The following is an 18,671-nucleotide window of genomic DNA, read 5'->3' on the forward strand; positions in this document are numbered from 1 at the left end:
TAAGCAACACTGCGCCCGTAGTACGCGGTTGAACAGAGCAGGCGAGGGGTTGTGCAGAGGGGCGCGCCCGGCGCGCACGGTGAGTGCGTAGCGCGTTCGGGGAACCGGAACAGGAAGTGTTTTTAACGGTTGTGTCACGCGCCCCAATTGAGCCGCGTGACACAACCGTTAAAGACACGCGCAGGGTCGACTGCGAATGGATGCGGCGACTCGGACGGATCACGCTCGTCTCCTACGGGCGAGTTCCATTCGGCACGTCCAAGGCGGCGGCGGTCCGATCGCGGCCGCGCCGATCTCACGTCGCGTTGCAGACCGTGCTGCCCTTGCGGTCCTCGGCCTGTTGGGGCGATGCCGTGTCGGCCAGTTGGTCCCGGCGCCCGTGGCCGTTCGGCGAGGTCAGCGGGTAGAACTGGCGGGTCCAGTGTCGTAGCGGTCCGATCCGGCCGTCGTACTTGGTCAGGCGCGGCGGGTCCTGGTACCTCATGTGGTTCCACACGGGACAGTCGAAGCTGAGATCGCGCCATGCGGCCCGCAGGAAGAGTTATGCCGCCAGCCGGGCCAGGGGCGCGGTCAGGGCCGTCCACAGTCGGGCGGGCAGCCAGCGCGGGTGGGGCATCGCGCAGCTGAACGTCACCGTGACCCGGCAGCGCCACGGTGCCATGAGGGTGGTGAAGGCCCATCCGCGGCGCGGATGCCGGTCTTGGGGATCTCCGCCTTGAACCACACCATGCCGACGCCGACGAGGTCGGCGCCGCTCTCGGCTCCGAGTTTCCCCGCGACGGGCAGGTCGACCAGTTCGACACGGAGGTGGGCGTGGGCGAACGGCCCCTGGAATTCCATCTGGGCCAGCGGGGTGGAAGTGGACTCCTACGGCAAGTTTCCGGCGTGCTCCGGTTGGCCTCCCTGGACGGCGACCCTCTGAGCTGGGAGTCCGGGGCCGGGCTGACATGAGTGGCCCCTTTTCCCGTATCCGACTCCTGCTGGGCTGGTTGAGTCAACGCGAGTGTGAGCATTGCGCCGGAATCATCCAGGTCAATCCGGAATCACTCTGATCAGCTGCGCGGGACGGAGGTTGAGGCGGACGAGGTGAAAGTGGGGATTTCAGCGCGCTGATCGCGGCTCCACCGTCCCGTCATCCGTGCATCGGCGTCCCCGTATGCTCCTGACCATGAGCACTGCACATCCTGCCCGTAGGCGCGACGCCGCCGCGACGCGCGAGGCGATCCTGGCCGCCGCGGTCGTGGAGTTCACCGAGCACGGGTACGCCGGGGCCGGGGTGCGCCAGATCGCCGAGCGGGCGGGTGTGACGGCGATGATGATCAACCGCTACTTCGGCTCGAAGGAGGGCCTGTTCACACAGGCCGTCGCTCGTTCCTTCGCACCGCCGGCCATCGTCGGCGACGAACGTACCGGCTTGGCGGGTGCCATCGCCCACACGCTCACCGAGCGCACCGCGTCCGGCGCCGAGCGGCTCGACCCGTTTCTGCTGTTGTTGCGTTCGGCGCCGGATCCGGAGGCGGCGGGCATCGTCCGGCAGGGCGTGGAAACCAACGTAGGCGCACGTTTGGCGGGGTTGCTCGACGGATCGGACGCCGAGGTGCGCGCGCAGCTCGCCCTCGCGCTGGTGGCCGGAACGTGGCTGCTGCGCGGCGTCGTCGGTACCACCGCGCTCGTCACGGCCGATGACGCCCGCCTCACCGCCCTCCTCACCGACATGCTCGAACCGGTCATCCGCGAGGCGGGCGGCACGTCTGTGCCCGGAACCGGTCTCGACGGCGCCGACGGGTAGCCCCCCCCCCGTCGGCACGCGGGATAGCGGAGTCTGTGCGCTCAGAAGGCGGAGCGGATGAGTCCGCCGTCGACGCGGATGGTGGCTCCGCTGATGTACTGGGCGTAGTCACTGCAGAGGTAGGCGACGGCTGCGGCGATCTCCTCCGGTTCGCCGAAGCGTTCCTGGTCGTTGGGGAGGAGAGCCTGGACGGCGTGGGGCTGGATCTCGTCCCAGGTCCGGCCCCAGCCACGGGCGGGCGCGATGCTGGTGACGAGGTCCTTGGTGGCCTCGACGAGGATCACCCCGGGGGAAACGACGTTGGAGGTGACGCCGGTGCCCTTGAGTTCGCGGGCGAGGGAGACAGCGAGGTTATGCCGGGCGGCCAAGGTGGCGTTGTACTGGGGGTGGGTGTTCATCGGCTGGGAGGCGAGCCCGCCGCCGATGGTGACGACACGACCCCAGCCGCGTTCGCGCATGGCAGGGACCAGATGCTGGATCATGCGGACGCCTGAGACGACGTTGACGTTGTAGGTATCGCGCCACTCGTCGGGAGTGGCTTCGGCCCAGGACAGGTCCCGGTAGAAACCGGCGTTGTTGACGAGGATGTCGACGGGGCCGTCCGCAGTGGCGGCGCGGGCGACGTCGGCGGCGGCGCGGTCATCAGCGAGGTCACCGACGACCGCGCCGGCCGTCCCGCCGGCCTCCCGGATCTCCTGCGCGACCTTCTCCGTACGGTCCTTGTCCCGGCCGTGGACCACGACCGCGGCACCTTCGGCTGCCAGCAGCTTCGCCGTGTCCTTGCCCAGCCCCGCGCTCGAACCTGTGACGAGCGCGCGCTTACCGGTCAGGTTGAGGTTCATCTCGTGTTCCCTCTCAGGGCCGCATCGCGGCCCGCACTCTGTGGTGATGCGAGGTATCCGACACGTAAGTATACGACTGTAGACTTACTGGTGTGTCTGGACCCGCCCGCCGAGCGCGCCAAAGTGAGCGCGAACGAAAACGGCTACCGAACTTCCTGGTCGGGGGTAACGTCACGATGAGGCGGGGATCAGTCCGGTCTGCGCGATCGGCCCATCGCGCCGGGGCCGGAGGAAGGCTCAGCCGACGTGAGCGCGGCGCGGCTGGAGGCCTTGCCCACGGCCGTGCTCAAGGCCGCGGCCGTCCACCAGCTTGATCGTGTGATGACCTTCCATCACCGCGTCGCGGACGTCCGCGCATTCGCCCAGACGGTGACGATGTCGAAGGCGCCGTCGGTGAAGGACATGTTGTTGGCGCCGAAGCGTGCAGGGCGGTCACGCGACTGGCGGCGGTCTGACAGATCGCCTCCAGGCTGGTGTCGATGCCAGTCAGCCGGCCGGTGTGCCCATGGTGGTCGAGGTCGTGAAGCGAGTTCCCAGTGCCGCGTCGGATGTCGAGGAGGTCGGCGTCCGAGAGCACGTGGAGGTGGTCTCGGACAGCGGCTTCTTGCCCGCGTCCGGGATCCGGTCACGCAGCACGATCTCCACCGCGATCAGGGAGTGCATGACCGCCACGGTGGAGAACTCGTAGCAGTAGTACGACTGACGCAGCAGCTCGCAGGCCGTACGCAGGACCCTCGCCGTTGCCTCGGGAACGCCGGCGGACGCGACCAGGTCCTCAACGAGGTCGTGCATGCCGGCGTAGCTGTCGACGAAGAGGCGGGCGCGTTCATCCGGGACCGGGAACGGAAGCCGCTGCGTGCTCATCCCCGCAGTCTCCCAGCGGCACGCCCCGACAGCGGCTTTTCCCCGGCCGTCGCACGGCGTACCGGGGCGGAGACTCCCCCCCCTTCCGGAATAGGCGGTATGTCGCAGGTAGCGAGCCCGGTCCAGGAGTTTCGGGGCGCGGTGTGACCGTGCGCCGCAGTTGGCCCCGCTGGACACCTCCGATGCACAACCGCAGCCCGGTTGCTCAGAACAGGGAGTCCCAGAAGACCGTTTCCGGGTTGGGTTCCTCCGGGTGGAGCATGCAGCGCTTGCAGCGCAGGAGTCCAGGTTCATTGGTTCCAGAGGCGACGCTCATCCACGGTAGGTCCTCCATGGCGTGTGCGCGTTCGTCGTCGGCGAAGGCGTCGACGGCCTGGCGGAGTTCCTCGGGGGCTGGGTCGTCGGTGAGGCAGAGCCATCCGATCGCCGCCGCCGTGCGAGATAGCGGTTCTCGGGCTGTGAGATGACCTGGCGGACAGCCTGGCGGTCGGTCAGCTGGGAGACCTCGGCCTGTCCCACATTCTGCGCGAGCTCCTTCTCGATCGACAGACTCGGGAACCGGAAGTCGATCTGGCCCAGCACGTATGCGTAGGAGGAAATAGCAGGCTTGCATCCGCCGTCCTCATGCACCGAATCCGTTTCGGCGGCCCGTACTTCTCCTCGGTCGCAGCCGCAGCCGCAATCCGCTGGGGTGTGCGACGGATACGGGGCGGACCCGGCTACCGGTTCCATGTGATCGGGCTCCTCAGACGGAGGGTCCGCCACCAGTTCGGGGTTTTTCCTCTTCCATCAATGACTCCTTGAACGAGAAAACATGAGAAAGGCGAATGCGCGAAAGCGTGGGAGCGCTGAGCTGAGCGGAAAACCGCCGGCACTTCATGCGCACACATCAGGGCGTCAGCGCCTTCGTCGCGTCGTCAGCACCACCCGACGGTTGAGTGCGGCCGCGCGCCGGTTGCAACCTCCGCAGGGCTTGATTCCCATCGCGTACGTCACGCGCTTGACGGCGTCCCCGAGTCCGATCTCCTCGTCCGGGACGAACCCGGGGATTCGCACCCGGCGCTGCCGGACCCCAGTACCCCGGGCGGGACCGTCCCGCGCATCGCCATCTTCCTCACTCCCGCTCCCGCTCCCGCTCCCGGGACGGAACCTGGCTATCAGCGCACGGCTGGCTGCCCGGGGGACTTCACCCGGGAGCCGCGGCCGTCCGCTTACCTTCCATCTTGCGTCGACTCGGCGCCGACGGCACCTCGGGACGATCAGAGACCGACCGGGCGGTCGGGTTTTGATCGTCCCGAGGTGCCGGTCCGGCAGACGAGGGCCGGGAGTCCGGACGGACCCGGCGAGCGTACGGTGGAAGGAGAGCACCGAATACACTCCGGCGCACCGAACCACTAGGGCGGCGCTCGGGGACGCGGGCGCGAGGCGCCTGCGGTCGATGGTCAGGGCGCCTGTACCGCTTCCGAACCCAGACCACGCAGAGGGGAGATCCACCATGGCCATCCCTGGATTCCACGCTGAGGTGTCCCTCCACCAGCGCTTCGACCCGTACGCTCAGGGCCCGCGAGTCGGCGACCGCGGTCACCGGATCGTGCCTGCCTGGACCGAAGAGGAGCGGCAACATCTGATCTATTGCGACCAGCGGTATAAAACCTGCGAGGACGGATGTGCGCCGATAATGGACTATTCGTACGATCAGTGGCGGTCCTGCCACGATGACTGCAACCAGGAGCTGGACAACTGCCTAGGTCCGTAGGCCGACTGACAGCGAGTGAAGCGGTGAGAATGGGACCACTTCCGGATCGGGGTTCAAAGCGGTCAACAAGCTGCTGGCGGCTCCAGCGTTGTCAAGTACGTTGTCTCCGGCGGGGCCCAGTGTGACGCTCGCTTGCCACAGACTCCGCGTCTGAGTCCTATGGGTCGGTACAGTCGCGTGCATGCTGAAGCCAGTGCTGCGTGTAGCTGAAGCGGGCGGTCGTACCGTGGACGATCCGACCAAACAGGTTCTGCACGACCTGCTGTCTGAGATGCGGGAGGCGTTGCCGTGGACCCCGATGCCTTTTCAGTGAAGGATTACAGCCACTCGTTGATCGCCGCGACCAGGACTGTCGCCTCGTAGCGGACAGCGAGCTTGTCGTACCGCGTGGCGACAGCGCGGTTCCTCTTGAGGCGGTTGATCCCACACTCGACCGCGTGGCGCTCGCGGTAGTCGGCCGGGTCGAAGCGCGGCGGCCGGCCGCCGCGGGAACCGAGCCTTCGGCGGTTGCGGCCTGGTCGGCCTTGTCCGGGATGGTGCAGCGAATCCCGCGGCGGCGCAGGTAGCCGCGGTTCCTGCGGGAGGCGTACGCCTTGTCGGCCCGCACTCGGTTGGGGCGGACGCGTGGCCGTCCCGGACCGATGCGGGGCACGCGGATCTTGTCCAACACGGGTTCGAACTGCGGCGAGTCACCGCGCTGCCCGGCCGTGATCACGATCGACATGGGTTTCTGACCCTGCTCGACGGCCAGGTGCAACTTGGTGGTGAACCCGCCGCGTGAGCGACCCAGTCCGTGATCCTCGGGTTCGGTGAACACACCGCCTGGCGGTTCCTTCTGCAGGTCACCCTGCCTGCGGGGCCCAGCCGCATGCTGATGAGCACGACAGACCGTGGAGTCGACGCTCAGGTCCCACGTGATCCTCCCCTTCGCGTCGGCCAAGGATTGCAGCCAGGTGAGGACCTGAGAAGCTGTGTCTGAGGCCTGCATGACAACGCCTGTGCAGGGTTGCTGAACCCCAGTCGGGTTTCGAGGAGGAGGGGCAACCCGTCCCCACGGTCATGTGCCGACCGTGGTGAGCACGTGCAGGCGTGCGCCATTCATGGCTGAGGGGCTCCTCGTCGCGAGGAGCCCCTCAGCGGAGCGGGTCGGCCGCCCGGGGTGGGTCAGCTGAGGTAGCGGGCGGCGGCGAAGTTCAGCTGGGCCGGGGTGCCGGTGGTCGCACCGCCGACCACGACGATGTTTCCGCTGCTTTGCAGGCCCACAGCGCGCCCTCCGTCACCGCCGTTGGCGAAGGTGGTGCGGACCCACCCGCCGCCTGCGGCTCCGAAGCTGGTGTCGGGTGCTCCGCTGGAGGTGAGGCGGTAGACGCCGAAGCTGCCCGCGACGGGGTCGAGGAAGCTGGAGATGGCGCTGGCTTCGCCGATGAAACCGGCAGTGACGATCCTGTCGCTGCTGTCGATGACGATGCCCCGTACGCCGTCGGCAAGGGAGGTGGGGTTGATCTGGGTCTTGCCGCTGGTGCCAAAAGTGGTGTCGAGGGCACCGCTGGTGGTGTAGCGGGCCCATCCCGCCTTGACATCGCCACCGAGCCCGAAGGCGTCGGTGGAGTCGGTGTCGCCGCCGATGACGATCTTTCCGGTGCTCTGCAGGCCGATGGCGAAGGCGAGGTCGTTGAGGCTGTTGAAGTCGGTGTCGGTGAAGCCGCCGCCGCTGCCGGTGCCGAAGGTGGTGTCCAGGGAGCCGGTGGAGGTGAACTGGGCGAGCAGGAAGTCGTCTTGGGTGGTGGTACCGGTGGCGTCGAATCCGGCCACGAGGAACTTGCCCGAGGACAGCAGGGCGAGCGCGAAGAGGTGGCCCGAGGCGCCGATGGCCACGGCTTCCTTGCCTGCGCCCCCGGCGAACGTGGTGTCGAGACTGCCGTTGCTGTTGAGGCGGATCAGGCCCGGGTTGGCGCCCCCGATCCCCGCACCGAGGATCTTGCCTGAGGAATCGATGACCAGAGCGCGTACCGCGTTGCCGAGGGTGGGGTCGATGCGGTAGGTGACGGTGCCAGGGACGCTGCCGGTGGGATTGAACGTGGTGTCGAGTGCGCCGCTGGAGGTGAGGCGGGCGAACGCGATGGCGCCGGCCGGTTCGGATCCGACGAATCCGCCGACGACGATGTTTCCGCTGGAGTCGATGGCCACCGCGCGGGCGACGTCTTCCTGGGCGGTGAAGGGGATGGTGACCAGACCGCTGCTGCCGAAGCTCGGGTCGAGGGCGCCGTCTTTCTTCAGTCGGGCGATTCCCCAGTCGCCGGTGCTGGCGTCGCCGACGCGGCCGGCGAGAACGAGTTTGTCGTTGGACTGGATGGCGAGTGCGTTGGCGATGGAGGTCCGGCCGAAATTCACCGTGGTTGTTCCGGATGTGCCGAATGTGGTGTCGAGATCACCGGCGGTCATGGTTCACCTCGCGGAGGAGTGTTCCGAGTCGCTGATGAGCTTCCTTGTCGTGACCGTGGTCTGAGAGTGCGCCCGCTGGCGAAAGACCGCACCCCAGGGTGCGACGGCGCGCGTATGTGTCCGAGTGCGCTCGGGTGCGTGCGACGGCTCGCGGGATGTGTTCGCGCACGACGCGAGTGACGGGTGAAGCGGAGGGGCGAGGCGGTGGTTTTGGAGTCGCGCACGGCAATGCCGCTGGCGGGGAGGGCCGCCCTGTGTCTGCGGCTTGCAGGACAAGGTGAAGGCATCGGGTGAGTTCCGATTTCTGAAACCTGTGCTGGCCAGGGGCTCGTCGTATCGGGCGGGTCCGCCCGATGTGAGGGGTGGGCGGAAGCCGGTGCCGTTCGTACGGTGCTCGTATGGGCAGGGACAAAGTGCCCCGGCTGCGGCTGGCCGTGGTCAGGGATGATGACGCCGGGCCGCGGTTGTGCCGTGGGTGCGGGGGTCCGCTGATGCCGGCGGCAAAGACGGCGGCGGTGTTCTGCTCATCCGTGTGCCGGTCACGGCACTGGCGCCGGATGCGGCGGGCACGGGCGAGGACCGAGGCGGTCCAGGCCGGTGTGACGTCCAGTTGCCCGGAGTGCGGGACGTCCTGGACGGTTGGTGTCGAGCGTCCCGTCTCGGCAACATACTGCTCTCCCGCCTGCCGCAAACGGGCCTGGCACAGGCGACACACGCAACAGCGTGACGGGATGTGAGACCGCGCATCCGCGCCATGGGCCCGCTCCACGCGCCGGGCACACACGCCCTTTCCGACCGGCGGAAGCCGCCGGATGGTGCGAAGTGACGGGCTGCCAGGGCAAGTTGGTGGCATCGAGGGTGCCGCACCCGGGCCCGCCGGGGGTGGTGTCCGGATGCCCGAGATGATCGGGAGCGTGTCCCGGGAACGCTACGACGAGCTGGTCAGTCTGGGGCGGGACTGGGTCGCCGCGATGAGCGGTGCCCAGTGGCGTCTGGGGGAGGCGGCCCTGGAGATCTTTACCGACCGCAGATAGTGCTGCCCGTGATGTCCGTCTGGGCCTGTGACGTGGGCGTCACGGGCTCGTTTACCGACCGGGTCCAGGACGTCAGCCATGTCCTGGAGTCGGTGCGGAGGACGAGTGGTACGGCACGTGGTCATCGGGGACTTGAGAGTCCAGCAGATCGACCGGAAGGACGGGCGACGGTCGTGGACGATCGTGTGGCCCGAAGGCACTGTTCATAAGGAGGCGGACCGGTTCCTTCGCGAGTACGAGGGCTCGGGCACCCAGCGGACGTACGCGTATCTGCTGGTGGACCATCTGCGCTGGCTGGAGCGTGAGTGCTTCGCCTTCGACGCGGTGGTGCTGCGGGATTTGGAGCGGTACATGGGCCTCGTCGGCGCGGAGGTCCGGCTGCCGCTCGGCGAGCCGTGGCGTCTGGGCAAGCGCCCGTACGGGCAGGCGGCGTTGTCAACGGCGGCGGCCTGCCTGAAGGGCTTCTACCTTCAGCTGGCGTCGCTGGGCGTCAACGCGGACCTGGGCTCGGCCCTGAACATCTCCCGGCTGCCAACCCGGGCCGACCGCGACCGCGCTCTGCTCGGGCACGTCACCCGCTCTCTGCCTGCGAACCCGCTCGCCGTGCCATGGAAGGTCGTGGAGTACCTCGCGGCTCAGCTCGGCATCGAGGACACGTCGTGCGTGAAGCGGTATCCGGAGCGCCGCAGGACTCCGTACGAGCACGCGGAGGAGATCCAGGAGCGGTTCAAGTACCGCGACTTCACCGATCCGACGTGGGGCCGGGCCTTCCGCGGCTTCCTGTACGGACGGGCGTGGACGCATGCGGAGGGGCCGGTGGCCCTGTTCAACCACGCGGTCACCTGGCTGCGGAAGAACCGCCACCGGATATGCGGGCCGGAGGCGTCAATTCGGAGCAGCCCACGCTTGGCGGGCTACTCAGCCTCTCGCCGCAGACGGGGAAACGGGGCCCGTCCAGCCACCCGCGACCTACCTTACGGCTGGTGTCTGAGCTAGGCCGTGTCCGATGGGTCTGCTGCCTGGTTCCAGGTCGTGATCTGATCAGTGAGCCCCTTTCATCCTCTGTTCCTTGCAAGTCAGAGGCTTGACTCCTGACTGGGTATCAGGGCTCTGACGTGGGGTGATGCCGAGGCCCCTTCAGGAACTCCGGCAACGTCATCACCCTCCCGGGACAGGATGAAAGAGGTTCAGTGATCCCGGTGGACGGCTGGCTGAGTATTGGGCCGCCGTAACTGAGTGATCGTTTCTGTGCCCCCCGTAGGGGTGACAGTGCTGGCATCGCCCGTGTCTTGGGGGATGGTCAGATCGTATGCAGTTCCCAACGCACTTCACAGGAAGGAAAGTCCATGCGTCGACTCTCTGTAGTTGCCGTCAGCGTGGCTGCGCTGTTCACCCTGGGGATGCCTTCTGCCAACGCCGCCCCCTCGGCCCTCACTCGGTGGGCGATATCCTTGGGTTTGCGGGCACAACAGTCTTTCACTACGGCTACATCGTCAAAGACATTCTCGACATTGCCTCGGGAAAGGATTTGATGAGTCATTAGAGGCCGTCTGGCGGGTCAGGAACGGAGCCAGAGATGTAGGGCGGCAACGGTCACGGTGCCGTGAAAGACGTACGCCCTCTTGTCAAAGCGCGTGGCCACGGCCCGAAAGACCTTCAACCGGTTGATCAGCCGCTCGACCTCGTTCCTGCGGGCATAGCGTGCCGCGTCGAAACTGGCGGGTCTGCCGCCTCTGCTGCCACGGTTCTGACGGTGGGCCCGCTGGTCGCGGCGCTCGGGGATGGTGTGCTTGATCTGCCGACGCCGCAGGTATCGGCGGTTGCGGCGGGAGCTGTATGCTTTGTCGCCGCTCAAATGGTCCGGCCGGGTGCGCGGGTGTCCGCCGGCGGGGCGGGGAACGCGGATCCGGTCCAGGACTGGAATTATCTGTGGTGCATCGCCCCACTGGCCGGGGGTGATCAACAGGGCCAGTGGCCGTAGTCCGCCTTCACCGGCCAGGTGGATTTTCGTGCTCAGCCCGCCGCGGGAGCGGCCGAGGGCTTCATCGGGGCAATGCAGGGCGGGTCTGGTGCGTTTGCCGGGTTTCCGTGGCGCCTGCTTACGGGCACCTGCGGCATGCTGGTGAGCGCGGCACACCGTAGAGTCCACGCTCACCATGGACCAGTCGATGAGCCCCTCTGCGTCGGCGTCGGCCTGGACTGCCCGCAGGATCCTGTCCCACGTGCCGTCCGCTGACCAGCGGCGATGCCTGTCGTGCACCGTCTTCCACTTTCCGAACCGCGTCGGGAGATCCCGCCACGGGATGCCGGTTCGCTGCCGGAACAGAATCCCGTTGATTACCTGACGGTGGTTCCTCCAACGCCCACCTCGGCCGACGTTTTTCGGCAAGTGAGACCTCAGTCGGGCCCATTCCTCATTTGATAAGTCACCCCGCCCCATGCAGACCAGAACGATCACACCGCACGGCAGTCACGCGACCCGTCGGACAGGCTCTAGGACTCCTGGGCCCTTTTCGGCGAGTACTACTGGGACCCCTACTGATGCAGGCCGGTGTTGCCGGGTGTTTGGTGGAGTCCCGGGCCGACGAGAGCGTGCCGACCGAAGTTGATCACCCCGTTGTTCTGACCGGGTAGTCCGCGGATGTTCATGCCTGCGAAGCCTCTCTCGGTCAGGTAGACCCCCCAGACCAGGCTGATGTGGTGCATCTGGCCGTCTCCGGCCGGAAATGGTTCTGTGGCGGGGATGACGCGTTGCTGCAGTACGCCGGCGCCTGAGCAGGCCGCCGCTGTCACGGCCTCTGACCAGTCTTGGTCGGTCATGGTCCAGCCGCAGTACACCCCGGTGCCGCGGTGCTGGTGGGCGGCCTTGAGCACCAGATCATGACGGTGGTGCCGGGCGTAGTCGATGAGGTCGGGCAAGCGGCCCTGCGCTTGGGCTGGTGTGGCCCCCAGCAGCCACGTCGGGGGCAGCAGCCGGTCCACGGCGCGTTGCTCGCCGGGTGTCAGAGCGGCGCGGGCGGCGCGCTGTGACAACAGTGCGAGTGTGTTCTTACCGTCCAGCACCGCGTCGTGCAGTCCCGTGTAGATCTGCACCTTTCCGTCGCGGCAGGCCTGCACCAGCGGCTCGGCCAGTTCCGGTTTCGACAACACATCGCCGACGGTGAACATCCGCACGACGATGTCCACCCGGCGCCGCCCCAGATACACCCCGTCCCGGTGTACTCGCAGCTGGCCGATGTGGCATATCTGGGTGTCCAGGCCGCCCCGGGCCAGTGCGCGGGCCCACAGCCGCAGGTCCGGCTCGGCATGAGGCATCGATGTCGGCCATTCCGCCAGCGCCACGACCGGCTGCTCGGCTCCCGGACGCCCGGCGTCGGCCAGAGACAGCAGACCGGGCACGATCTGCTGCAACGGTTCGGCGAAGGCAAGGCTGTGCTCGGTCATGAAGCGCGCCAGGAAGGCATCGCCGAGCATGATGTGCCCCAGTTCCCCTGCGGCGGCCCCTGCGGTGGCGCCGCCGAAGTTGAACTCGAGCAGCCGAAACCGGTCACCGTCGTGGTACAGGTCCGCCCGGGCCCGGAAAACAGCGGATGGTGCAGGGCCGGGGGCTGCCAGGTGCCGCAGGGCCGCAGGGATCTGGAGCTCCCGACAATAAGCCCTCCAGTCACCACCGCTCAGCCTCTGCGGCAGCGATACCAGCGCCCCGTGGAGGGCCTGGAGGTCAAGGAGCAGATCGGCCAGCTGCGCCGCATCAAGGAACACCGGCCGGGACAAGGCCCCGCTATCACCCAGCGCGCTCGACAGCAGCCGGCCTGCCTCGCCCGCCGCGGCCACCCGCGCCGACCCTGGCACACCAGCCGCCAGGCGGGCCAAGTACTCGCGGGTCAGATGGTTGGTCACGGGGACGATGATGCCCGAGAGCATAGGCGCCCCACCAGATGGGCGATCCCGGCCCAGCGCATGCTGCAGCGAGTACGAGAACCGCGTCAGCGCCCTCGGCCAGTGACCACACCGCCAGCCCCGCTGCGGCTACCCTGATTCACCCTCTGACCTGGACCGCAGCCGCTTAGCGTTGCTTTTTCGGCGAGTACTACTGGGGCCCCTACTCGCGATGGATCAGCGCCCGCATGCTCCCGTCGCGGAACGCGGCCGACCTGATCGCCGGGCACTGGCGGCTGCTGACCGAGCTCGGAGCCGTCCCGAAGGCCCTGGTCTGGGACAACGAGGGCGCCGTCGGGTCCTGGAGGTCGGGCGGCCCGCAGCTGACCGAGGACTTCGCCGCGTTCGCCAGCCTGCTGGGAATCAGGATGATTTTGTGCAAGCCCCGTGACCCCGAGGCCAAGGGACTGGTTGAAAGGGCGAACGGGTACTTGGAGACCTCGTTCCTTCCCGGCCGGGTCTTCACCTCGCCGGCGGACTTCAACGTCCAGCTCGCCGACTGGCTCACCAAGGCCAACCGGCGCCTCCACCGGACCTTGCAGGCCAGGCCCGCAGACCGGCTCGACGCCGACAAGTCCCGGATGCTCGGCATCCCGCCGATCTCACCGCCCGGCTGGTGGAAGACCAGCCTCAGGCTGCCGCGTGACCACTACGTCCGCCTCGACACCTGCGACTACTCCGTCCACCCGCTCGCCGTCGGCCGGCGGGTTGAGGTGACCGCCGACCTCGACCAGGTCCTCGTCACCTGTGACGGCACCGAAGTCGCCCGTCACACCCGCTGCTGGGCCAAACACCAGACCATCACCGACCCCACCCACGCGGCCGCAGCCGTCGCTGCCCGCACCACCATCAAGCCCGAGCCCGCCGAGAAGCTCGAAGTCGAGATGCGCTCGCTGGACACCTACGACCGCATCTTCGGCGTCATCGACGGCGGCCTCGGACAAGGAGTCGCATGACCACGACAAGCTCGAAGAAGAGTGCCGGCACTGGCCGGGACGTCACCTCCGAGATTTTCTTCCTCACCCGCGCATTGAAGGCCCCCTCCCTACGGGAGGCGGCCGGCCGGCTCGCCGAGCGGGCCCGCGCGGAGGAGTGGAGCCACGAGGAATACCTCGCCGCCTGCCTCCAGCGCGAGGTCGCCGCCCGCGACGCTCACGGCGCCGAAGGCCGCATCCGCGCGGCCCGCTTTCCCGCCAGGAAGTCTTTGGAGGACTTCGACTTCGACCACCAGCGGTCCCTGAAGCGAGAAACGATTGCTCACCTGGGAACCCTCGACTTCATCGCCGGGAAGGAAAACGTGATCTTCCTCGGCCTGCCCGGCACCGGCAAGACCCACCTCGCCACCGGCCTCGCGATCCGGGCCTGCCAGGCCGGCCACCGCGTCGCCTTCGCCACCGCCGCCCAATGGGTCGCCCGCCTTCTCGACGCCCACAACGCCGGCAAACTCGCCGACGAGCTCACCCGCCTCGGCCGCTATCCGCTGATCGTGGTCGACGAGGTCGGATACATCCCCTTCGAACCCGAAGCGGCCAACCTCTTCTTCCAGTTCATCTCCGGCCGCTACGAACGCGCGTCCGTGATCGTGACCAGCAACAAGCCCTTCGGCCGCTGGGGAGAGGTCTTCGGCGACGACACCGTCGCCGCCGCGATGATCGACCGCCTCGTCCACCACGCGGAGGTCATCAGCCTCCGCGGCGACAGCTTCCGCATGCGCGGACGCGACGTCGGACGCGTCCCGCCCGCCGAGGCCAACGGCAACGATTAGGGCAAATAGTTCATAAAGTCGTCGTAGACGGTGAAAGCCATGACCACGGGTCCGCTGACGGAGAGCTCGGCAAGAGGGTCAGCGGCTGCTGGCGGAGCTCCGGCCAGCATGATTACCACGGTCGTAGCTACGGCAGCACAGACTGCGCGGATGCGTCGCACAAGGTCCCCCCCTCGAAACGGCTACTTTGCATCCTTTCCTACCATTCCTGGAGGAAACGCAAGGCGAGAAAGTAGTACCGGACACATGAGGCTGAGGACCATCGACAGACCGGCGACGTGACACGCAGCCATCAATTGATGGAACTCGCAAAGGAACGAGGGGGTCACTTTTCGCCCGTCGACAGTGGGTCACACTTCAGGCGCCGTCGACACCCGGCACGGTACCGGTCCGCCGCCTGGACGGCGGACCAGTACGGACAGCACATGCACCCTGGGCACTTGGCAGCCACCGGCACCCGCTTCTGCCAGGCTCGCTGTGACCTTCCGATCAGTCAACGATCGGGGACGATGAGTTGTCGCACTCGCGGGCCTGGTCGTTTTGCACCGTGACGGGCACTGGCACTGCGAGGTTGTTGCCGCACACGGCAATGGGAACGTTGATGGGCACGTTAATGGGTGTAATGGTCCCCTGGTTCCCCAGGCCGATTTCCGTGTCCGCACTGGCGGATGCGGCACCTCCCAGCACCAGCGTGGCTGTCGTGCATCCCACGGCCAGCTTCTTGATTGCCCACCGCATGAGCCACCCCTTCCCGGTCACCGGCAACCGCGGCACGACCGCCCGTCCCCGAGATTCCTGGCACCGGCGCTCGCACGGGAATCCAGCCGTGCTGCAATGCGCCCGCTTACAGCGCCCTGCCCGGCGCACGGGATCCGGCTCACCAGCCTGCGGTTGACGATTCCGGTCGCCACCTGAGCCCTTGCCAACCGCCTTTCAACCGTGGTGGTGGTCGGTTTCCGCAGCGAGCTGGTGGGCGTAGTCGTTCAGGAGTTGTCGTAGGGCGTTGTAGAAGCGGTGTGGTCGCTGGTCGGGGAGGGTCTGGGTGAGGGGGATCCACAGGTGGCGTGTGGTGCGGGAGCCGGCGGTGTGGCCGGGGAGGCTGGGGGCGATGCTGTGTTCGCTTCCTGTGACGAGGGTCCACACGAATTCGGAGGCGATCTGATGCGTGCGCTGGAGGGATGCCGGGAGTCGGGAGCGGCTGGTGTGTGCGGCTTCGTTCCACAGGGTGTGCCAGTGGTCGGTCGGCAGGGTCCAGTGGGCCAGGTGCTGGCGACGGAGGTGGTGGTCGGTGGGCCGGCTGCGGGTGTCGAGGGTGGTGGCCAGGTGGGTGATCTGGTTGGTGTCGGGGCCGGGGTGGCTGGGCAGGCGTTGGTGGGCAGGTAGGCCGTGCCGCCAGCTGTCGGGGATGCCGAGGTAGCGGGCGGCGTCTTGCCAGGGCATGCCGGAGGCGATCTGGACGAGGCGGACGGCAGCGGCCCGGCGACGCAGGACCGCTTGCCGGGGGGTGAGACGGCAGACCTGTGGCGGGTGGGTCAGCCATGGGTCGGGGAGCCATTGGGGGATGTGCTGGATCCGGTAGCGCGGATTACGCAGGAAGACGGTCGGCGGGCGCTGCGGGGAGGAGGTCGTCCGGCCTCCCGGGGCGGCTGGGGTCTGCCGTTTGAGGGTGGGTGAGCCGTGTTGGTGCAGGTGGCGCCAGGCCTGGCCCCACTGGCCGCCGGGATGGGGCGGGGCTGTGGCGAGCATGGTGTGCAGTCGCTGGCGGAATTCGGGGCCGGGGAGGGTGAGGAGCTGGTCGGCGGCGTGCAGGAGCGTGGCGGTGGCCAGGGCGGAGCGGGGTGGGTGGTCGAAGGTGGTGAAGGGGATGCGCCCGCGGCCGCGGGGGCGGGTGCGGGCCTGGTGCTGTTGCTCGGACAGGTACTCATCGACGGTTTCGGGGACGGCGTCGCGGGCGAGGTCGCGGGCCTGGGGCCAGGTGGCTGTCACGATCGTGGTCAGTACGCGCAGGTCGGTGAAGTAGCGACGGGCCTCGCTCGCCTGGGCCGTTGCCTCCAGCCGTAGGAGGATCTGCTCCTGCAGGCGCGTCAAGGCGGGGCTGACCGGTGGGAGGCTCGCGGCCCGGTTGGGGTCGTCCAGGCGGTGGCCGCAGAGGCTGAGGCGGTTGGGGAGGGCCTCGTTGAGGGGGTTGCGGCACTGGGCGGGGTGGAGGCCAGCCAGGCGGATGAGGGGCAGCACTTTGCTGCCGCCGATGTGGAAGGCGTGCGCCGGGCAGGCGCAGGCGGGGCACAGGTGGTGCAGGAAGGTGCGGTGCCGGGAGCACATGAAGATCACCGGTAGGCGCCACTCGGTTTTCCAAGGTCCGCCGTGCCGCTGCTGGATAAGGGTGCCGTCGCCAGCCAGGCAGCGGGGGCAGTAGCGGGTGTAGTGGGTCAGGACCCAGGCGTCGACCGTGGTCTGGGTCGCTTTCAGGCCGGGTCGTGGGGTGAGGGATCCGGCGACGGGCGGGAAGTGGGTGGCGTAGGTGCTCAGAGTGAGCCGGGAGGCTTCTGCTCGGGTGAGGCGGGTGGCGTGGGCGAAGGCCTCGAGGTGGTCGTCGAAGGTGAGCAGGAGCCGGCCGGGGACGTAGGTGTCGCTGGTGCCGATGCCCGTGCGCTGGATGAGCTGGAAGGGGGCGACGTCCAGCCGGTGGCCGAGCCGCAGCAGCAGGCCCGCCAGTCCTTCTCCCGGCAGCGGGGCCAGGGCCCGGGGCAGCGGGTCGGGCAGGGGCACGGCAGGTCACCCGTGGGCCTGGCCGCGCGGGCCGTGGTCGTCGAAGACGGTGTTCCGGCCCCGCCCACGGGCGCAGGCAGGCCGTGGGGCAGCGGTGGTGCGGGTGCGGGAGGAGCCGGGGATGGCCGGGACTTCACCGGCCAGCGCGTCCCGCTCGGGATCATCCAGACTGAGCACCACGTCGTCCAGGAGGTCTTCGTCGAGGGTCTCCTTGCCGCTGTCCATGGCCTCCTGGCAGCCGTCCTCGATGAGACGCTCCAGGAGGCCGACGACGCCATCGGTGCGGCGCATCAGGTACTCGGGCATCCGCCCGCCGGTGAGCATGCCGGGTGGGGCCTTCAGAAGGCGGAGGTTGGCCTCCAGACCGGCGAGGTGGTCGTGGAAGGCGGTGATCTGGCCGGGGGTGGTGTAGCGGAAGCGGTCGAGTTCGACCAGGTCGAAGCGGCGTTCGGTCTGGGTGGCTTCCAGGCCGTGGACGCGGGCGTGCTGGGAGGGCGGCAGCACCCACTGCCGGGTGTGCTCGTCGAAGTGGCCCTGGCGCAGCAGGCCGGAGCCGAGGATGTCGACGCCGACGAGGATGAGGGTGACGTTCATGCTCATGAACGCCCGGATGAGGTCGAGGGTGTCCTGGTCGTCGGCGCGGTGCATGCGCAGGCGGGTGATGTCGTCGAGGATCAGGGCCTTGGTGCCGTGGTCGTCCAGGGAGGCGGCGAGCTGACGGATCAGTTCGGGCAGCGTCAGGCGTTTGGTCTCCGCGCCGAAGAACCCCAAGATTGCCTGGCAGGTGCTCTTCGGCTTCGCCGTGACCGGGGTCTGGGCGTAGGCGACGGGGGCGTGCACGTCTCGTGTGCCCGGGGTGGGCTGGGGGTGGAGGTGGTGGTGCATGGCCAGCCAGGCGTCCTCGAAGGCTGCGGCGACCTCGCACACGGTTTCGGTCTTGCCCTGGTAGCCCCAGCCGGTGACCATCACCCCGGCCCGGGTCGAGGGGCGGGTCTTGAGCGCGTTGTTGCGGATGCGCCGGTTCACCAGCCGCGAGACCTTCAGCGACATCGGCGTCTCCTGCAACGGCAGGTTCACGTGAGTGGCCGTGCGGTGCAGGTCGTACAGCGACCGCTCCCGCGGGCTCAAGGCCCGCCACTGGCCGAGCGTGAGCCGGGGAGCGGGAGCGAAATGGCCCCGGCCGGCACGCCAGCGCTGCCAGCCCGCGTAGGTGTCGCGCCGCGGGGGCGGCTCGAGGAACCCGGCGGCAAGATCGAGGTCCTGGAGTGGGGAATCGTGGCTCACGCGTGCTCCTTCGCCGGTCCGGGGGCTCCTCTTCGTCGGGCGGGAGCAGGAACAGCGCCCGGCGGCGCACGGCCTCGCCCAGCCGGGGCGGCGGCACGGGCCCGCCGCGTTCCCGCACGGCCGCTTCGCGGCGCCGCCGCCGGTCGGCGTCCCTGGCCTCGGTGAGGGTGCGGCCCTGCGCGGGCCA

The 18,671-nt window shown here is 68.4% G+C and carries 16 protein-coding genes and 1 pseudogene; 5 read left to right on the top strand and 12 right to left on the bottom strand.

Translation table 11 applies throughout. The annotated features are described in order from the left end of the window. Positions 1-295: 295 nt before the first annotated feature. Positions 296-535, bottom strand: coding sequence for a hypothetical protein (locus tag ACOTKD_RS00055; protein WP_424887339.1), 240 nt, complete (start codon positions 533-535; stop codon positions 296-298). Positions 536-630: 95 nt separating this feature from the next. Beyond that, positions 631-840 carry a hypothetical protein gene (locus ACOTKD_RS00060; protein WP_424886707.1) on the bottom strand — a complete coding sequence of 70 codons (210 nt, stop codon included), beginning with the start codon at positions 838-840 and terminating at the stop codon, positions 631-633. Positions 841-1,168: 328 nt separating this feature from the next. Here ACOTKD_RS00060 and ACOTKD_RS00065 point away from each other — a divergent pair, with 328 nt between their 5' ends. Next, a complete protein-coding gene (locus ACOTKD_RS00065) occupies positions 1,169-1,789 on the top strand; it encodes a TetR/AcrR family transcriptional regulator (RefSeq protein ID WP_424886708.1) in 621 nt (206 codons plus the stop codon). 41 nt (positions 1,790-1,830) lie between these two features. On the opposite strand, the gene ACOTKD_RS00070 is transcribed toward ACOTKD_RS00065, so the two are convergent. The 3 genes from ACOTKD_RS00070 to ACOTKD_RS00080 all read right to left on the bottom strand — a co-directional run bounded on the left by ACOTKD_RS00070 (position 1,831) and on the right by ACOTKD_RS00080 (position 4,227). Further along, positions 1,831-2,631 (bottom strand): SDR family NAD(P)-dependent oxidoreductase, encoded by an 801-nt coding sequence (locus ACOTKD_RS00070; protein WP_424886709.1) that lies wholly within the window; start codon positions 2,629-2,631, stop codon positions 1,831-1,833. Between the two features lie 486 nt (positions 2,632-3,117). After that, positions 3,118-3,495 carry a hypothetical protein gene (locus tag ACOTKD_RS00075; protein ID WP_424886710.1) on the bottom strand — a complete coding sequence of 126 codons (378 nt, stop codon included), beginning with the start codon at positions 3,493-3,495 and terminating at the stop codon, positions 3,118-3,120. A gap of 312 nt (positions 3,496-3,807) precedes the next feature. Beyond that, positions 3,808-4,227 (bottom strand): hypothetical protein, encoded by a 420-nt coding sequence (locus tag ACOTKD_RS00080; RefSeq protein WP_424886711.1) that lies wholly within the window; start codon positions 4,225-4,227, stop codon positions 3,808-3,810. 1,205 nt (positions 4,228-5,432) lie between these two features. Between ACOTKD_RS00080 and ACOTKD_RS00085 the strand changes: the two genes are divergently transcribed. Next, positions 5,433-5,564 carry a hypothetical protein gene (locus ACOTKD_RS00085; protein ID WP_424886712.1) on the top strand — a complete coding sequence of 44 codons (132 nt, stop codon included), beginning with the start codon at positions 5,433-5,435 and terminating at the stop codon, positions 5,562-5,564. 4 nt (positions 5,565-5,568) lie between these two features. Here ACOTKD_RS00085 and ACOTKD_RS00090 read toward each other — a convergent pair. Then, positions 5,569-6,209, bottom strand: a pseudogene (locus tag ACOTKD_RS00090) (IS5 family transposase); the annotation flags it as partial. A 206-nt stretch (positions 6,210-6,415) separates the two neighbouring features. Next, positions 6,416-7,693 (bottom strand): hypothetical protein, encoded by a 1,278-nt coding sequence (locus ACOTKD_RS00095; RefSeq protein ID WP_424886714.1) that lies wholly within the window; start codon positions 7,691-7,693, stop codon positions 6,416-6,418. Between the two features lie 1,166 nt (positions 7,694-8,859). Here ACOTKD_RS00095 and ACOTKD_RS00100 point away from each other — a divergent pair. After that, positions 8,860-9,723: a DUF4158 domain-containing protein gene (locus tag ACOTKD_RS00100; RefSeq protein WP_424886715.1), complete on the top strand. Its 864-nt coding sequence runs from the start codon at positions 8,860-8,862 to the stop codon at positions 9,721-9,723. A 562-nt stretch (positions 9,724-10,285) separates the two neighbouring features. Here ACOTKD_RS00100 and ACOTKD_RS00105 read toward each other — a convergent pair. Then, the gene (locus ACOTKD_RS00105; protein ID WP_424887340.1) at positions 10,286-11,167 is read right to left on the bottom strand and encodes an IS5 family transposase; all 882 of its coding nucleotides are present in this window, start codon (positions 11,165-11,167) and stop codon (positions 10,286-10,288) included. A gap of 95 nt (positions 11,168-11,262) precedes the next feature. Then, the gene (locus ACOTKD_RS00110; RefSeq protein ID WP_424886716.1) at positions 11,263-12,627 is read right to left on the bottom strand and encodes a hypothetical protein; all 1,365 of its coding nucleotides are present in this window, start codon (positions 12,625-12,627) and stop codon (positions 11,263-11,265) included. Positions 12,628-12,854: 227 nt separating this feature from the next. Here ACOTKD_RS00110 and ACOTKD_RS00115 point away from each other — a divergent pair, with 227 nt between their 5' ends. Next, on the top strand, positions 12,855-13,622 hold the full coding sequence (locus ACOTKD_RS00115; protein ID WP_424886717.1) for a Mu transposase domain-containing protein: 768 nt from the start codon (positions 12,855-12,857) through the stop codon (positions 13,620-13,622). Continuing rightward, the gene (istB, locus tag ACOTKD_RS00120; protein WP_424886718.1) at positions 13,619-14,431 is read left to right on the top strand and encodes an IS21-like element helper ATPase IstB; all 813 of its coding nucleotides are present in this window, start codon (positions 13,619-13,621) and stop codon (positions 14,429-14,431) included. The genes ACOTKD_RS00115 and istB overlap by 4 nt, the downstream gene beginning before the upstream one ends. 489 nt (positions 14,432-14,920) lie before the next feature. Here the strand turns inward: istB and ACOTKD_RS00125 are convergent, their stop codons facing one another. The 3 genes from ACOTKD_RS00125 to ACOTKD_RS00135 form a co-directional block, all read right to left on the bottom strand. Beyond that, a complete protein-coding gene (locus tag ACOTKD_RS00125) occupies positions 14,921-15,169 on the bottom strand; it encodes a hypothetical protein (protein ID WP_424886719.1) in 249 nt (82 codons plus the stop codon). Between the two features lie 195 nt (positions 15,170-15,364). Next, the gene (locus ACOTKD_RS00130) at positions 15,365-17,200 is read right to left on the bottom strand and encodes a TniQ family protein (RefSeq protein WP_424886720.1); all 1,836 of its coding nucleotides are present in this window, start codon (positions 17,198-17,200) and stop codon (positions 15,365-15,367) included. A 6-nt stretch (positions 17,201-17,206) separates the two neighbouring features. Then, on the bottom strand, positions 17,207-18,484 hold the full coding sequence (locus tag ACOTKD_RS00135; protein WP_424886721.1) for an AAA family ATPase: 1,278 nt from the start codon (positions 18,482-18,484) through the stop codon (positions 17,207-17,209). Positions 18,485-18,671 lie beyond the last annotated feature (187 nt).

Source organism: Streptomyces sp. XH2 (genome assembly GCF_049725035.1).
Lineage (GTDB): Bacteria > Actinomycetota > Actinomycetes > Streptomycetales > Streptomycetaceae > Streptomyces > Streptomyces roseoverticillatus.

Coding starts and splice junctions, on each gene's coding strand:
- ACOTKD_RS00060 (WP_424886707.1), bottom strand. CDS start 840: ATGGAATTCCAGGGGCCGTTCGCCCACGCCCACCTCCGTGTCGAACTG.
- ACOTKD_RS00065 (WP_424886708.1), top strand. CDS start 1,169: ATGAGCACTGCACATCCTGCCCGTAGGCGCGACGCCGCCGCGACGCGC.
- ACOTKD_RS00070 (WP_424886709.1), bottom strand. CDS start 2,631: ATGAACCTCAACCTGACCGGTAAGCGCGCGCTCGTCACAGGTTCGAGC.
- ACOTKD_RS00075 (WP_424886710.1), bottom strand. CDS start 3,495: ATGAGCACGCAGCGGCTTCCGTTCCCGGTCCCGGATGAACGCGCCCGC.
- ACOTKD_RS00080 (WP_424886711.1), bottom strand. CDS start 4,227: ATGGAACCGGTAGCCGGGTCCGCCCCGTATCCGTCGCACACCCCAGCG.
- ACOTKD_RS00085 (WP_424886712.1), top strand. CDS start 5,433: ATGCTGAAGCCAGTGCTGCGTGTAGCTGAAGCGGGCGGTCGTACCGTG.
- ACOTKD_RS00095 (WP_424886714.1), bottom strand. CDS start 7,693: ATGACCGCCGGTGATCTCGACACCACATTCGGCACATCCGGAACAACC.
- ACOTKD_RS00105 (WP_424887340.1), bottom strand. CDS start 11,167: ATGGGGCGGGGTGACTTATCAAATGAGGAATGGGCCCGACTGAGGTCT.
- ACOTKD_RS00115 (WP_424886717.1), top strand. CDS start 12,855: ATGCTCCCGTCGCGGAACGCGGCCGACCTGATCGCCGGGCACTGGCGG.
- istB (WP_424886718.1), top strand. CDS start 13,619: ATGACCACGACAAGCTCGAAGAAGAGTGCCGGCACTGGCCGGGACGTC.
- ACOTKD_RS00125 (WP_424886719.1), bottom strand. CDS start 15,169: ATGCGGTGGGCAATCAAGAAGCTGGCCGTGGGATGCACGACAGCCACG.